The sequence below is a fragment of the Bacillus sp. R86525 genome (assembly GCF_042466195.1).
Lineage (GTDB): Bacteria > Bacillota > Bacilli > Bacillales > Bacillaceae_G > Bacillus_A > Bacillus_A nitratireducens.
The window spans coordinates 5,309,532-5,325,000 of sequence record NZ_JAXHPX010000007.1 but is presented as its reverse complement, the minus strand read 5'-3'; the positions used below and the strand labels follow the sequence as shown (position 1 = coordinate 5,325,000).

Sequence of the window (15,469 nt, the reverse complement as noted above, 5' to 3'; positions counted from 1 at the left end):
CACAGGTAGGCGAGGAGAGAATCCTAAGGTGTGCGAGAGAACTCTGGTTAAGGAACTCGGCAAAATGACCCCGTAACTTCGGGAGAAGGGGTGCTTTCTTAACGGAAAGCCGCAGTGAATAGGCCCAAGCGACTGTTTAGCAAAAACACAGGTCTCTGCGAAGCCGTAAGGCGAAGTATAGGGGCTGACACCTGCCCGGTGCTGGAAGGTTAAGGAGAGGGGTTAGCGTAAGCGAAGCTCTGAACTGAAGCCCCAGTAAACGGCGGCCGTAACTATAACGGTCCTAAGGTAGCGAAATTCCTTGTCGGGTAAGTTCCGACCCGCACGAAAGGTGTAACGATTTGGGCACTGTCTCAACCAGAGACTCGGTGAAATTATAGTACCTGTGAAGATGCAGGTTACCCGCGACAGGACGGAAAGACCCCGTGGAGCTTTACTGTAGCCTGATATTGAATTTTGGTACAGTTTGTACAGGATAGGCGGGAGCCATTGAAACCGGAGCGCTAGCTTCGGTGGAGGCGCTGGTGGGATACCGCCCTGACTGTATTGAAATTCTAACCTACGGGTCTTATCGACCCGGGAGACAGTGTCAGGTGGGCAGTTTGACTGGGGCGGTCGCCTCCTAAAGTGTAACGGAGGCGCCCAAAGGTTCCCTCAGAATGGTTGGAAATCATTCGTAGAGTGCAAAGGCATAAGGGAGCTTGACTGCGAGACCTACAAGTCGAGCAGGGACGAAAGTCGGGCTTAGTGATCCGGTGGTTCCGCATGGAAGGGCCATCGCTCAACGGATAAAAGCTACCCCGGGGATAACAGGCTTATCTCCCCCAAGAGTCCACATCGACGGGGAGGTTTGGCACCTCGATGTCGGCTCATCGCATCCTGGGGCTGTAGTCGGTCCCAAGGGTTGGGCTGTTCGCCCATTAAAGCGGTACGCGAGCTGGGTTCAGAACGTCGTGAGACAGTTCGGTCCCTATCCGTCGTGGGCGTAGGAAATTTGAGAGGAGCTGTCCTTAGTACGAGAGGACCGGGATGGACGCACCGCTGGTGTACCAGTTGTTCTGCCAAGGGCATAGCTGGGTAGCTATGTGCGGAAGGGATAAGTGCTGAAAGCATCTAAGCATGAAGCCCCCCTCAAGATGAGATTTCCCATAGCGTAAGCTAGTAAGATCCCTGAAAGATGATCAGGTTGATAGGTTCGAGGTGGAAGCATGGTGACATGTGGAGCTGACGAATACTAATAGATCGAGGACTTAACCATATAATATGTAGCAATGTTATCTAGTTTTGAAGGAATATGCCTTCATAGTTTGGTGATGATGGCAGAGAGGTCACACCCGTTCCCATACCGAACACGGAAGTTAAGCTCTCTAGCGCCGATGGTAGTTGGGACCTTGTCCCTGTGAGAGTAGGACGTCGCCAAGCAACTAAGACACGAGTCATTTGACTCGTGTTTTTTCGTGTTTTCTTTTATAATTCATAGTAATTTAAAAAATCTTTACTTAAAAAATCGTCCTTTTGATTAAAGACTGTGAAATGTGGCTAGGATAGTGAATAAGCAAAAGAGTTGCAAATTTTTTTAATACGTATATAATTAAAGTCAAAGATAGTCAAAGTCAATAAAGGTGGCGGATAAATGAGAAATATATCTGATATCATTGAGAAATATCTAAAGCAAGTTATTGACTTAAGTAATAATAATGTGATTGAAATCAAGAGGAATGAGATCGCGGATCGATTCGATTGTGTTCCGTCTCAAATCAACTATGTAATCAATACCCGTTTTACGTTAGAAAGAGGATTCGTAGTAGAAAGTAAACGAGGTGGAGGAGGTTACATTCGCATTATAAAAGTCAAACTGCATGACGATATAGACATTATTGATCAAATGCTTCATATGATTGATCATAGCGTTGCACAAGGAAATGCAGAAAGTCTGGTTATACGTTTAATAGAAGAGGGCATCATAACAAATCGTGAAGCTAAACTTATGTTAAGTGTACTAGATCGTTCTGTATTATTAATGGATGTTCCTTCTCGAGATGAACTTAGGGCTCGAATATTATGCGCAATGTTAAGAACACTGAAATATAAATAAATATAACTTTTGTAAAAAATGATAACTAAGATAATGCAGTTTAATATTGTAGGGATTTTGAAGGGTACATGTGCTTTTATTAAATGGATTAAGGCAAGAGAACAATCTAGTAATGTATGAAAAGTATCATGAGATAGATCGTTCCTGTTGTAAAGGTGGGGATAGCGATGACTTGTCAAAATTGTAATATAAGAACAGCAACTTTACATTATACAAAAGTAATCAACGAGAAAAAGGCGGAAGTTCATCTTTGTGAGCAATGTGCAGAACAAAGTGGCTATACGTCTTTCTTTCAATCACAGCAGTCTAATTTTTCATTCCATGAATTATTAGCTGGATTATTACATGGTGAATCAGCAATGGTTGAAGAAGGACAAAATACATTTTCAAATACAAATATACTAAGATGTCCAGATTGTAAGATGACATATGAACAATTTACAAAAGTGGGACGCTTTGGTTGTGCTTCTTGTTACGATACATTTAAAGAGCATTTAAAACCATTATTAAAACGTCTACACGGTGGACATACAGATCATTGTGGAAAAATTCCAGAGCGTATAGAAGGAAATATCCACTTAAAGAAAGAATTAGATGAACTAAAACTCACTCTGAAGCAATTTGTGCAAAAAGAGGAGTTTGAGAAAGCAGCTGAAATACGAGATGAAATTCGAGGTCTTGAAAATCGGCTTAGTGAGCATAGAGAGGGGGAATAGTTCTATGTCACTGGACAGAATTATGAACGAAGCAATTAGTCCGTGGATGAAGGGAGATGGCCCTGATTCTGATATTGTTTTAAGTAGTCGAATTCGTTTGGCTCGTAATTTAAAAAAATATCAATTCTCTACTATGCAAAACGAGAAAGAAGCTAAACAGATTCATGAATTATTTAAGAAGAAGTTTGTAAATAAACCGGTAGAACCTTTTGGGAAGTTTGAACTATTAAAAATGAATGAATTAAATCCTCTTCAAAGGAGGGTTTTAGTTGAGAAACATTTAATTAGTCCAAATCTTGCAGGAACAGAATACGGAGCATGTTTACTATCAGAAAGTGAACATATTAGTATCATGCTTAATGAAGAGGATCACGTTAGGATTCAGTGTTTATTTTCAGGGTTACAGTTATCAAAGGCGCTTCAGAGTGCCAATCAAATAGATAATTGGATCGAGGAAGAAGTTGAATACGCTTTTGATGAATCACTTGGATATATTACGAGTTGTCCTACTAACGTTGGTACAGGATTAAGGGCCTCTGTAATGATTCATTTACCGGGACTCGTTTTAACGAAAAGGATTAACCGTATTATACAAGTAATTCAAAAATTAGGGCTAGTAGTAAGAGGAATATACGGTGAAGGTAGCGAAGCGTTAGGTAATATATTTCAAGTGTCCAATCAAATGACACTAGGTAAAGCAGAAGAAGATATTATTGCAGATTTAAAGAGTGTCATTCAACAAATTATACAACAAGAAAAAATAGCTAGAGAATTAATCGTACAAAATTCAAGTATTGAGCTTGAAGATAAAGTATATCGTTCTTACGGTATACTCTCCAATAGTCGTTTAATCCAATCTGCGGAAGCGGCTACTTGTTTATCCGATGTACGACTTGGTATTGACCTAGGATATATAAAAGGGATATCAAGAAATATTTTGACTGAGTTAATGGTCCTTACTCAGCCAGGCATTCTGCAGCAATATGCAGGAGGACCTTTAGGGCCAGAAGAAAGAGATTATCGAAGAGCAACCTTAATCCGTGAGCGATTACGTATTGAACAAAACTAAGCGCAAGTAGGAGGCGATTTCTATGATGTTTGGAAGATTTACAGAACGAGCACAGAAAGTATTAGCTTTATCTCAAGAGGAAGCAATTCGCATTGGGCATAATAATATTGGTACAGAACATATTTTACTTGGGCTTGTACGCGAAGGCGAAGGGATTGCAGCAAAAGCGTTAATTGCTCTTGGATTAAGTCCAGAGAAAGTTCAAAAAGAGGTAGAAGCATTAATTGGGCGTGGAACAGAAGCTTCACAAACAGTACATTACACACCTCGTGCTAAAAAGGTTATTGAGTTGTCTATGGATGAAGCGCGTAAGCTGGGCCATTCCTACGTTGGAACAGAACATGTCTTACTTGGTTTAATCCGTGAAGGTGAAGGGGTAGCGGCACGTGTTTTAAATAATTTAGGTGTAAGTCTAAACAAGGCAAGACAACAAGTACTGCAACTTCTTGGAAGTAACGAAGCTAGTTCAGGTCACCAAGGTGGTTCATCAACAAATGCAAATACACCGACGCTTGACAGTTTAGCACGTGATTTAACAGTTGTGGCACGTGAAAATCGTTTAGATCCTGTTATTGGACGTAGTAAAGAAATTCAACGCGTAATTGAAGTGTTAAGCCGTAGAACAAAAAACAATCCAGTATTAATTGGAGAACCTGGTGTAGGTAAGACAGCAATTGCAGAAGGGTTAGCACAGCAAATTGTAAATAATGAAGTTCCTGAAACTTTAAGAGATAAGCGTGTTATGACATTAGATATGGGGACAGTTGTAGCTGGAACGAAATATCGTGGTGAATTTGAAGACCGTTTAAAGAAAGTGATGGATGAAATTCGTCAAGCGGGCAATATTATTCTATTTATTGATGAGCTTCATACATTAATTGGTGCAGGTGGAGCAGAAGGTGCAATTGATGCGTCAAATATTTTAAAACCATCTTTAGCTCGCGGTGAATTGCAATGTATTGGGGCGACAACTTTAGATGAATATCGTAAATATATTGAAAAAGACGCAGCTTTAGAGAGACGTTTCCAGCCAATCCATGTTGATGAGCCGAGTTTAGAGGAATCAATTCAAATTTTGAAAGGTTTACGTGATCGTTACGAGGCGCATCACCGTGTATCTATTACAGATGATGCAATCGATGCGGCTGTAAAACTTTCAGATCGTTATATTACAGATCGTTTCTTACCTGATAAAGCAATTGATTTAATTGATGAGGCTGCATCAAAAGTACGTTTACGTTCTTACACAACACCACCGAACTTAAAAGAGCTTGAAGTGAAGCTTGAGGAAATTAGAAAAGAAAAAGATGCAGCTGTACAAAGTCAAGAATTTGAAAAAGCTGCTTCCTTACGTGATATGGAACAACGTTTACGTGAAAAGTTAGAAGATACAAAACGCCAGTGGAAAGAGCAACAAGGAAAAGAAAATTCAGAAGTAACAGTAGAAGACATTGCAAATGTCGTTTCCACATGGACACGTATCCCAGTTTCTAAACTTGCACAAACAGAGACAGATAAATTATTAAACTTAGAATCAATTTTACATGATCGTTTAATTGGTCAAGATGAAGCAGTCGTAGCTGTGGCAAAAGCTGTTCGTCGTGCAAGAGCAGGATTAAAAGATCCGAAGCGCCCGATTGGTTCATTTATTTTCTTAGGACCAACAGGTGTAGGTAAAACGGAACTTGCAAGAGCGTTGGCAGAATCTATGTTCGGTGATGAGGATGCGATGATTCGTATCGATATGTCTGAGTACATGGAGAAGCATTCTACTTCTCGTTTAGTTGGATCTCCTCCAGGATATGTTGGATATGAAGAAGGTGGACAATTAACAGAGAAAGTTCGTCGTAAGCCATATTCGGTTGTTCTATTAGATGAGGTAGAGAAAGCTCATCCTGATGTGTTTAATATTTTACTACAAGTATTAGAAGATGGTCGTTTAACGGATTCTAAAGGGCGTACAGTTGATTTCCGTAATACAATTGTTATTATGACGTCTAACGTCGGTGCAGATGCGTTAAAACGTAATAAACACCTTGGCTTTAACGTACAAGATGAGAGCCGCGATTATTCAGATATGAAAGGTAAAGTAATGGATGAACTGAAAAAGGCATTCCGTCCAGAATTCTTAAACCGTATTGATGAAATTATCGTGTTCCATATGCTTGAGAAAAAACATATTCAAGAGATTGTAACACTTATGGTTAATCAGTTAGTGAAGCGCTTAAAAGAACAAGAGATTGAATTACACCTAACAGAAGGAGCGATTGCAGCGATTGCTGATAAAGGATTTGATCGTGAGTACGGTGCTCGTCCACTTCGTAGGGCAATTCAGAAGCATGTGGAAGATAGACTGTCAGAAGAACTGTTAAAAGGCGCTATTGAGAAAGGACAAAAAGTTATCTTTGATGTAGAAGGAGAATCATTTGTCATTCATAGTGCGGAAAAGGTAAAATAAGTATAGACAAACAAAGAGGGCTACGCGATAGCCCTCTTTCTTGTACGAGAAGGATAAACGTTTATAGATGAAAGTGAAGTGAACTATAAAAAGATATGGCTAAAAAGAAAACAAAGTTTACATGTCAAGAATGTGGTTATCAGTCACCAAAATATATGGGGAAATGTCCTGGATGTGGTCAATGGAATACGCTTGTTGAAGAGATGGAACCGGTTGTATCATCAAGACGCCTTAATTATGTCAATGCAATCCAATCAGAAGTAACAAAACCAAGACGCCTAACAGAAGTAGAAACAAAGTCAGAGGCGCGTATTGAAACGAAATTCCAAGAGTTTAACCGTGTACTTGGTGGTGGGATTGTAGATGGGTCCTTAGTACTTATTGGTGGAGACCCTGGGATTGGAAAATCAACATTGCTATTACAGATTTCATCGCAATTAGCAGATTCTTCATATGATGTACTATATATATCGGGTGAGGAGTCGGCAAAGCAGATTAAACTTCGTGCAGATCGTTTGCATGTAAAGGGTAGTAATCTATTTGTTGTAGCAGAGACTGATTTACAGCGAATTGCATCGCACATTGAAGAGATGAATCCAGCTTTTGTTGTTATTGACTCCATTCAAACGATACATTTACCTGAAGTGACGTCAGCCCCAGGAAGTGTCGCGCAAGTACGTGAATGTACAGCGGAATTAATGAAACTTGCAAAGACGAAAGGGATTCCTATTTTTATAGTTGGACATGTGACAAAAGAAGGGGCAATTGCAGGACCACGTATGTTAGAACATATGGTTGATGCAGTTCTTTACTTTGAAGGAGATCGTCACCATACATATCGTATTTTGCGAGCTGTGAAAAACCGTTTTGGTTCCACAAATGAAATGGGTATCTTTGAAATGAAGGAGCTAGGTCTTGCAGAGGTACTAAACCCTTCTGAAATTTTCCTTGAGGAACGTCCAGTTGGAGTTGCAGGATCCACAGTGGTTGCTTCAATGGAAGGAACAAGACCGGTTTTAGTAGAAATACAAGCATTAATCTCTCCTACTAGTTTTGGAAATCCTCGAAGAATGGCGACGGGAATTGATCATAACCGCGTTTCACTTATTATGGCAGTGTTAGAAAAAAGAACCGGTTTATTGTTGCAAAATCAAGACGCGTATTTAAAAGTCGCGGGTGGTTTGAAATTAGATGAACCAGCAATCGATTTGGCCGTTGCATTAAGTATTGCTTCAAGTTTCAGAGATAAACCTACTGCACCAACCGATGCGGTAATAGGAGAAGTAGGCCTAACTGGAGAAATAAGAAGAGTATCAAGAATTGAACAACGTGTACAAGAAGCAGCGAAATTAGGATTTCAACGTGCTATTATTCCTAGAAAAAATTTGGGAGGGTGGACGATTCCAGATGGGATTGAGGTAGTGGGTGTTTCTAATTTAGGAGAAGCGCTTCGTTTGACATTAGGAGGCTAGGCTATGGAGGAAAACAAGCAACGTGTCAAAAGTATGATTAACATTCTACAGCTCGTTGCCCCAGGAACACCACTACGCGAAGGGATAGATAACGTACTTCGTGCGCAAACTGGAGGGCTAATTGTTCTTGGGTATAATGAGCAGATTAAAAGTATTGTTGATGGAGGATTTCACATTAATTGTGCATTCTCACCGGCTAGTTTATATGAATTAGCAAAAATGGATGGGGCACTTATTTTAAATGAAACTGGGAGCAAAATTTTAATTGCAAATGCACAATTAGTTCCAGATCCATCCATTGATTCTATTGAAACGGGTATGCGTCATCGAACGGCAGAGCGTGTAGCAAAGCAGACGGCTAGTCTTGTTGTGGCTATTTCACAAAGACGTAACGTAATTACACTATATCAAGGGAACTTACGTTATACACTAAAAGATATAGGTGTAATTTTGACAAAGGCAAATCAAGCTATTCAAACGTTAGAAAAATATAAAGCTGTATGGAATGATGGGATTACGAATTTGGGCATTCTAGAATTTGAAGAGGTCGTTACAATGTCCGAGGTAGTTCATGTTTTACATAGTGTCGAAATGGTACTGCGTATTAAAAATGAAATATTGAGCTATATTCATGAGTTAGGAACAGAAGGAAGATTAATTCGTTTACAACTCACAGAATTACTAGCTGATTTAGAAGCAGAGGCAGCGCTATTGATTAAGGATTACTATCAAGAGAAAACGCAAGATCACCATCAAATTTTGAAGAAGTTACAAGATCTTGCAAATACACAACTTCTAGAGGATAGCGATTTAGTTAAGTTGCTTGGTTATCCAGGACAAATGAGCTTAGAGGAAAGTGTGACACCGAGAGGATACCGAATCGCAAGCAAAATTTCTCGCGTTCCACCACTTATCATTGAAAATTTAATTAATCGCTTTAAAACGTTGCAGGGTGTTTGTCGCGCAACTATTAATGAATTGGATGATGTGGAAGGAATTGGAGAAGTTAGGGCGAAGAAAATACGAGAAGGCCTAAAAAGAATTCAAGAGCATCTCTATATGAGTAGACACAATTAAGAATATTACATTGATTCCATAATATAACGACACTAGAACATTTTTGGTATATGATATGGTATATTGGTAAATAAAACTATTTATAAAAAAACACGTCCGCTTTTGCATTCGGCGTTTTGATTAGCAAAACAATGGTTAATAATGAGTAGGAGGTGGTTGGATGTTAAAACGGATCGTACAGCTCTTCTTTTTAGTAATCGGGGGAGCGTTAGGGATTTTCTTAATCCCAAAAGTTATTAATGTATTGGACATAGGTGCTGTTCCATGGCTTGAAGGATCGTATGTTCGGGCGGTTATTGGTGCAATTATTTTATTTTTAACAACATTTTGGCTTGTAGATTATATTGTTCAACTTATTAAGCATATCGAAGAGGCCCTTGTAAAGGCGCCTGTAGCAGATGTTTTATTTGGTACATTAGGGTTGATCTCTGGTCTTATTGTTGCATATTTAATTTTAATACCAATTCGTGAATTTACAATTCCAGTCATTAGTACAGTATTGCAAGTGTTCTTTACCCTTTTACTTGGATATTTAGGGTTCCAAGTAGGGTTTAAAAAGAGAAATGAATTGCTAGGGTTATTTACATTACCGCAACGTGGTGGTAAGAAAAAGAACAATAGTGAGACTGAAGAGGCCGAGGGAGAAGTAGAGAAGTCTACAGCTCACTGGAAGATTCTCGATACGAGTGTAATTATTGATGGACGTATTGCTGATATTTGCCAAACAAAGTTTTTAGAAGGAACAATTGTGATTCCACAATTCGTATTAGAAGAACTTCAGCATATTGCCGATTCTTCCGATGCGTTAAAGCGTAATCGTGGTCGCAGAGGGTTAGACATTTTAAATCGTATTCAAAAAGAGATGCCAATTCCGGTAGAAATTTATGAAGGCGATTTCGAGGATATCCAAGAGGTGGATAGCAAGCTTGTAAAGTTAGCGAAAATCACCGGTGGAACTGTTGTAACAAATGATTTCAACTTAAATAAAGTTTCTGAATTACAAGGGGTAACAGTGTTAAACATTAACGATTTAGCAAATGCAATTAAACCAGTTGTACTCCCTGGCGAAGAACTAAGTGTTTATGTTGTGAAAGATGGTAAAGAACAAAATCAAGGTGTTGCATATTTAGATGATGGCACGATGATTGTAGTAGAAGACGGTAGAGAATATGTCGGTTCACAACTCAATGTACTTGTTACAAGTGTATTGCAAACATCGGCTGGTCGTATGATATTCGCAAAACGTAAATTATTAGAAAAAGCATTATAAGTAGGGGATTTTTAATATGTATACATTAATTATTCCAGCAGCGGGTCAAGGGAAACGGATGGGTGCTGGCAAAAATAAGTTGTTCTTACTTATAAATGAAGTACCGATTATTGTGCATACATTACGCGCTTTTGAAAAAGATACAGCATGTGAAAGTATTATTATGGCAATTAATGAAGAGGAACGTCCTTATTTTGAGGAGTTAATGCAGAAGTACCCAGTTGGAAAACAGGTGCAATTTATTCAGGGCGGAGCGGAAAGACAAGATAGCGTATATAATGCACTGCATCATGTGAGCGGAGTTGAGTATGTTCTCGTGCACGATGGTGCGCGCCCGTTCGTAACGAATAAAATGATTCAAGATGTATTAACTGCAGCAGAAAAATATGGTGCTTCCATTTGTGCAGTGCCAGTGAAGGATACAGTTAAGAAAGTAGAACAGAGTGTTGTTGTTGAAACGGTAGAACGTTCTCAGCTTAAAGCAGTTCAAACACCGCAAGGGTTCTCTGTTCCTCTGTTATTAGAAGCTCATAGAAGTGCAAAGCAGAGTTGTTTCCTTGGTACAGATGATGCAAGTCTCGTAGAACGTATCGGGAAGCCAGTAGGTGTAGTAGAGGGGAGTTACTATAATATTAAAGTGACGACCCCGGAGGATTTGTTAATCGCTGAAAGTTTCCTTCATGTCCAGAAGAAATAGTAGTGATGGCATTATAGTAAAGAAAAGCTCGGCAACGGCCGGGCTTTTCTTTATAGGGATAGCGATATAATATAGAATCATAAAGCTCAGTAGTTTAGCTTGAGGAGGATGCAAAGGATGTTTCGAATTGGACAAGGTTTTGATGTACATGAATTTGCGGAAGGTAGACCATTAATTATCGGCGGAATTACAATTCCTCATGAGAAAGGATTAATCGGTCACTCGGATGCGGATGTATTGTTACATACGATTGCTGACGCGTGTTTAGGAGCAATTGCAGCAGGAGATATTGGAAAGCATTTTCCAGATACAGATCCTGCCTTTAAAGATGCAGATTCAGCTATATTGTTACAGAAAGTTTGGGAATTTGTGCGTGAACAAGGTTACGAGCTAGGGAATCTAGATTGTACAATTATTGCTCAAAAGCCAAAAATGGCGCCGCATATTGAAAGCATGCGCAAACGTATTAGTGAACTATTAGAAACGTCTGTTGATAATATTAATGTAAAGGCAACAACAACAGAAAAATTAGGGTTTACAGGTAGAGAAGAAGGGATTGCTTCTCAAGCAGTTGTATTATTGCAGAAAAAATAATGGTTTTTAATTCGTAAGATGGATAATCACATTTTTTTGTTGTACAATTATAAAATGTGTAGACATTAAGAATGGAAGGTGTACCAATTATGGAAAAGCAAGTGAGAGTGCGCTATGCGCCAAGTCCAACAGGACACTTACATATCGGAAATGCGCGTACGGCATTATTTAATTATTTATTTGCTCGTCATCAAGATGGTAAGTTTATTATTCGTATTGAAGATACTGATGTAAAACGTAATGTTGCTGGTGGAGAAGAAAGCCAATTAAAATACTTGAAATGGCTCGGTATGGACTGGGATGAAGGTGTTGATGTTGGTGGTGAATTTGGACCATATCGTCAAACAGAGCGTTTAGATATTTATAAAAAATTATATGTAGATTTATTAGAGCGTGGTTTAGCTTACAAATGTTATATGACAGAAGAAGAGCTAGAAGCAGAGCGTGAAGGTCAAATCGCTCGTGGTGAAACACCGCGTTATGCTGGAAATCACCGTGATTTAACTGAGGAGCAAATGAAAGGATTTGAGGCTGAAGGCCGCATTCCAAGTATTCGTTTCCGTGTACCTGCTGATCGCGACTACACGTTTAAAGATATCGTAAAAGACGAAGTGGCATTCCATTCAAATGATTTTGGCGATTTCGTTATCGTGAAAAAAGATGGTATTCCAACTTATAACTTTGCGGTAGCAGTAGATGATCACTTAATGGAAATTACACACGTACTTCGTGGTGATGATCATATTTCAAACACGCCAAAACAAATGATGATTTACGAAGCTTTCGGTTGGGATATCCCGCAATTCGGTCATATGACTTTAATTGTAAATGAAAGCCGTAAAAAATTAAGTAAGCGTGATGAATCTATTATTCAATTTATTGAGCAATATAAAGAGCTTGGATATCTTCCAGAAGCAATCTTTAACTTTATTGCACTACTAGGTTGGTCGCCGGTAGGAGAAGATGAAATCTTCTCTCAATATGAGTTTATCAAAATGTTTGATGCAGCTCGTTTATCGAAATCACCTGCATTGTTTGATTCTCAAAAACTAAAATGGATGAACAACCAATATATGAAAAAGCAAGAATTAGATACGGTTGTTGAACTAAGCTTACCGCATTTAGTGAAGGCTGGTCGCGTAGGTGAAAACTTAAGCGAACAAGAACAAGCTTGGGTTCGTGATGTAATTGCTTTATATCATGACCAAATGAGTTTTGGGGCTGAAATTGTAGAGCTTTCTGAAATGTTCTTTAAAGATCATGTTGATCATGAAGAAGAAGGACAGGAAGTATTGAAAGGTGAACAAGTATCTGAAGTGCTTCGTGCATTTGCTGGTCAATTAGAAGCTCTAGAAGCGCTGGAGCCAGCAGCAGTTAAAGCTTCTATTAAAGCAGTTCAAAAGGAAACAGGACATAAAGGTAAAAATTTATTTATGCCAATCCGTGTTGCTACTACTGGACAAACGCATGGCCCAGAACTTCCTAATGCGATTGCTCTTCTTGGAAAAGAAAAAGTTTTAAATCGTATTCAAAAAGTAATTGGTTAACATTTTCTAGATTTAGAAATATAATAAGTATACTTAAAACCTAATAAGGAAAAGCGACGAGAAGGAGAAGTAGAAAATCAGGCTTTTTACAGAGAGAACCACCTTTAGGCTGGAAGTGGTTTATAAGCGGATTTTTGAAATGCCCCTTCGAGTCTTCTGTTGAACAGCGAATTATTTCGTAGAACGCCTTAGGGCGGAAAGTAAACAGAAGCGGTGTAAACCGTTATCATGGATGAGTTTGAGGCTTTCTTTAGCCTAAACAGAGTGGAACCGCGCTTATAAGGCGTCTCTGTCGATATGACAGAGGCGTCTTTTTTTTATACCAAAATAGGGTATGAGTATAAGTTTTATCTCCTTGTATAAAGATTTAGGGGGAAGTGGGGAGTTAGTTCATTCGAAAAAAGCAGCCCATAAAGGGGAGGGAACATCGATGTTTAAGAGGCTTCGGGAAGATATTGGAGTCGTTTTTGAACAGGATCCAGCGGCACGAAGTTATTTCGAAGTCATTTTAACTTACTCTGGATTACATGCAGTTTGGTCTCATCGAATTGCACATGCTTTTTATAAAAGGAATTTTTTCTTTATTGCACGCTGGATTTCACAAGTAAGTCGTTTTTTTACTGGCATTGAGATTCATCCGGGAGCAACTATTGGTCGTCGTTTTTTCATTGATCATGGAATGGGAGTTGTGATTGGAGAAACGTGTGAAATTGGTGATAATGTAACGATTTATCAGGGTGTTACATTAGGTGGTACCGGTAAAGAAAAAGGAAAGAGGCATCCTACAATTCAGGATAATGTATTAATTGCAACAGGTGCTAAAGTGCTAGGCTCGATTACGGTTGGAGAGAATTCTAAAATTGGAGCAGGGTCTGTCGTATTAAAAGAAGTCCCTGCGCATTCTACAGTTGTAGGCATACCTGGTCGAGTCGTTATTCAAAATGGAGTAAAGATTGGTCAAGAATTAAATCATTCTGATCTTCCGGACCCAATTTTTGATAAATTAAAGGTTATGGAAGCAGAACTTGATAAATTGAGAAAGCAACTCGAAGTAAAGGTAGAAAGGAAGGATAAAAATGACTATTCACATTTATAATACGTTAACGCGTCAAAAAGAAGAGTTTATTCCACTAGAAGAAAATAAGGTAAAGATGTATGTGTGCGGACCTACAGTTTATAATTACATTCACATTGGGAATGCAAGACCACCTATGGTATTTGATACGGTACGCCGTTACTTAGAATATAAAGGATATGATGTGCAGTATGTATCTAACTTTACTGACGTGGATGATAAATTAATTAAGGCTGCAAATGAATTAGGCGAAGATGTACCAACAATTGCAGATCGTTTTGTTGAAGCTTATTTTGAAGATGTAACGGCACTGGGTTGCAAACATGCGACGGTTCATCCGCGTGTAATGGAAAATATGGATATCATTATTGAATTTATTCAAGAACTTGTGAATAAAGGGTATGCATATGAATCAGAAGGTGATGTGTACTTTAGAACGAAAGAATTCGAGGGTTACGGTAAATTATCGCATCAACCAATCGCAGACTTACGTCACGGTGCACGTATTGAAGTAGGAGAAAAGAAACAAGACCCTCTTGACTTTGCTTTATGGAAGGCTGCGAAAGAAGGAGAGATCTTCTGGGAAAGCCCATGGGGGAAAGGACGCCCAGGATGGCATATTGAATGCTCAGCGATGGCGCGTAAATATTTGGGGGATACAATTGATATTCATGCTGGTGGTCAAGACTTGGCATTTCCTCATCATGAAAATGAAATTGCGCAGTCTGAGGCGTTGACTGGAAAAACATTTGCACGTTACTGGATGCATAATGGATATATTAATATTGATAATGAGAAAATGTCTAAGTCACTTGGAAACTTCATTTTAGTTCACGATATCATTAAGCAATATGATCCGCAGTTAATTAGATTCTTTATGTTATCAGTACATTACCGTCATCCAATTAACTTTAGTGAAGAGTTATTACAAAGTACGAATAATGGGCTAGAAAGAATTAAAACGGCCTACGGTAATTTAAAGCATCGTATGGAAAGTAGTACAGATTTAACAGATCATAATGAGAAATGGTTAGCTGAAATGGAAAAATTCCAGGCTGCATTTGAAGAAGCAATGGATGATGATTTCAATACGGCTAATGCGATTACTGAATTATATAATGTAGCAAATCACGCAAATCAATATTTATTAGAAGAACATACTTCTAAAGTTGTAATTGGAGCATACGTGAAACAACTTGAAACATTATTTGATATTTTAGGATTAGAATTAGCGCAAGAAGAATTACTTGATGAAGAAATTGAGGCGCTTATCCAAAAGCGTATTGAAGCTCGTAAAAATCGTGATTTCGCATTATCCGATCAAATTCGCGATGATTTAAAAGAACGTAATATTATTTTAGAAGATACCGCTCAAGGTACAAGATGGAAAAGAGGATAA

12 protein-coding genes, 2 rRNA genes and 1 other annotated feature (1 of these 15 running past the window's edge) are annotated in these 15,469 nt (G+C 38.8%); all 14 genes read left to right on the top strand.

The genetic code is table 11. The features are described 5' to 3' along the window. Nucleotides 1-1,258 (top strand): 23S ribosomal RNA (locus SJY24_RS30065); it begins 1,664 nt to the left of the window's first position. A 48-nt stretch (nucleotides 1,259-1,306) separates the two neighbouring features. After that, nucleotides 1,307-1,422: ribosomal RNA gene (rrf, locus tag SJY24_RS30060) — 5S ribosomal RNA — on the top strand. 211 nt (nucleotides 1,423-1,633) lie between these two features. Next, entirely contained in the window at nucleotides 1,634-2,095 is a 462-nt protein-coding gene (gene ctsR, locus SJY24_RS30055) for a transcriptional regulator CtsR (RefSeq protein WP_377867203.1), read from the top strand. 167 nt (nucleotides 2,096-2,262) lie between these two features. After that, nucleotides 2,263-2,811, top strand: a complete 549-nt coding sequence (gene mcsA / locus SJY24_RS30050; protein WP_377867202.1) for a protein-arginine kinase activator protein McsA — start codon at nucleotides 2,263-2,265, stop codon at nucleotides 2,809-2,811. A gap of 4 nt (nucleotides 2,812-2,815) precedes the next feature. Then, nucleotides 2,816-3,880: a protein-arginine kinase McsB gene (gene mcsB / locus SJY24_RS30045; RefSeq protein WP_377867201.1), complete on the top strand. Its 1,065-nt coding sequence runs from the start codon at nucleotides 2,816-2,818 to the stop codon at nucleotides 3,878-3,880. Nucleotides 3,881-3,902: 22 nt separating this feature from the next. Further along, on the top strand, nucleotides 3,903-6,338 hold the full coding sequence (clpC, locus tag SJY24_RS30040; protein ID WP_000971190.1) for an ATP-dependent protease ATP-binding subunit ClpC: 2,436 nt from the start codon (nucleotides 3,903-3,905) through the stop codon (nucleotides 6,336-6,338). A 95-nt stretch (nucleotides 6,339-6,433) separates the two neighbouring features. Next, the gene (gene radA / locus SJY24_RS30035; protein WP_377867200.1) at nucleotides 6,434-7,810 is read left to right on the top strand and encodes a DNA repair protein RadA; all 1,377 of its coding nucleotides are present in this window, start codon (nucleotides 6,434-6,436) and stop codon (nucleotides 7,808-7,810) included. A gap of 3 nt (nucleotides 7,811-7,813) precedes the next feature. Next, on the top strand, nucleotides 7,814-8,887 hold the full coding sequence (gene disA, locus SJY24_RS30030; protein ID WP_000392161.1) for a DNA integrity scanning diadenylate cyclase DisA: 1,074 nt from the start codon (nucleotides 7,814-7,816) through the stop codon (nucleotides 8,885-8,887). Between the two features lie 160 nt (nucleotides 8,888-9,047). Continuing rightward, nucleotides 9,048-10,157: a PIN/TRAM domain-containing protein gene (locus SJY24_RS30025; protein WP_000919675.1), complete on the top strand. Its 1,110-nt coding sequence runs from the start codon at nucleotides 9,048-9,050 to the stop codon at nucleotides 10,155-10,157. Between the two features lie 16 nt (nucleotides 10,158-10,173). Continuing rightward, entirely contained in the window at nucleotides 10,174-10,854 is a 681-nt protein-coding gene (gene ispD, locus SJY24_RS30020; RefSeq protein WP_000288303.1) for a 2-C-methyl-D-erythritol 4-phosphate cytidylyltransferase, read from the top strand. Between the two features lie 117 nt (nucleotides 10,855-10,971). After that, a complete protein-coding gene (gene ispF / locus SJY24_RS30015) occupies nucleotides 10,972-11,448 on the top strand; it encodes a 2-C-methyl-D-erythritol 2,4-cyclodiphosphate synthase (RefSeq protein ID WP_000488381.1) in 477 nt (158 codons plus the stop codon). Between the two features lie 89 nt (nucleotides 11,449-11,537). After that, a complete protein-coding gene (gene gltX, locus SJY24_RS30010; RefSeq protein ID WP_377867199.1) occupies nucleotides 11,538-12,995 on the top strand; it encodes a glutamate--tRNA ligase in 1,458 nt (485 codons plus the stop codon). A 47-nt stretch (nucleotides 12,996-13,042) separates the two neighbouring features. Continuing rightward, nucleotides 13,043-13,289, top strand: a binding site (T-box leader). A 136-nt stretch (nucleotides 13,290-13,425) separates the two neighbouring features. After that, nucleotides 13,426-14,091: a serine O-acetyltransferase gene (cysE, locus tag SJY24_RS30005; protein WP_000476504.1), complete on the top strand. Its 666-nt coding sequence runs from the start codon at nucleotides 13,426-13,428 to the stop codon at nucleotides 14,089-14,091. Further along, on the top strand, nucleotides 14,072-15,469 hold the full coding sequence (gene cysS / locus SJY24_RS30000) for a cysteine--tRNA ligase (RefSeq protein ID WP_377867198.1): 1,398 nt from the start codon (nucleotides 14,072-14,074) through the stop codon (nucleotides 15,467-15,469). The genes cysE and cysS overlap by 20 nt, the downstream gene beginning before the upstream one ends.

Excerpts from the sequence above, each read along its gene's own strand:
- ctsR (WP_377867203.1), top strand. The coding sequence starts at position 1,634 with ATGAGAAATATATCTGATATCATTGAGAAATATCTAAAGCAAGTTATT.
- mcsA (WP_377867202.1), top strand. The coding sequence starts at position 2,263 with ATGACTTGTCAAAATTGTAATATAAGAACAGCAACTTTACATTATACA.
- mcsB (WP_377867201.1), top strand. The coding sequence starts at position 2,816 with ATGTCACTGGACAGAATTATGAACGAAGCAATTAGTCCGTGGATGAAG.
- clpC (WP_000971190.1), top strand. The coding sequence starts at position 3,903 with ATGATGTTTGGAAGATTTACAGAACGAGCACAGAAAGTATTAGCTTTA.
- radA (WP_377867200.1), top strand. The coding sequence starts at position 6,434 with ATGGCTAAAAAGAAAACAAAGTTTACATGTCAAGAATGTGGTTATCAG.
- disA (WP_000392161.1), top strand. The coding sequence starts at position 7,814 with ATGGAGGAAAACAAGCAACGTGTCAAAAGTATGATTAACATTCTACAG.
- SJY24_RS30025 (WP_000919675.1), top strand. The coding sequence starts at position 9,048 with ATGTTAAAACGGATCGTACAGCTCTTCTTTTTAGTAATCGGGGGAGCG.
- ispD (WP_000288303.1), top strand. The coding sequence starts at position 10,174 with ATGTATACATTAATTATTCCAGCAGCGGGTCAAGGGAAACGGATGGGT.
- ispF (WP_000488381.1), top strand. The coding sequence starts at position 10,972 with ATGTTTCGAATTGGACAAGGTTTTGATGTACATGAATTTGCGGAAGGT.
- gltX (WP_377867199.1), top strand. The coding sequence starts at position 11,538 with ATGGAAAAGCAAGTGAGAGTGCGCTATGCGCCAAGTCCAACAGGACAC.
- cysE (WP_000476504.1), top strand. The coding sequence starts at position 13,426 with ATGTTTAAGAGGCTTCGGGAAGATATTGGAGTCGTTTTTGAACAGGAT.
- cysS (WP_377867198.1), top strand. The coding sequence starts at position 14,072 with ATGACTATTCACATTTATAATACGTTAACGCGTCAAAAAGAAGAGTTT.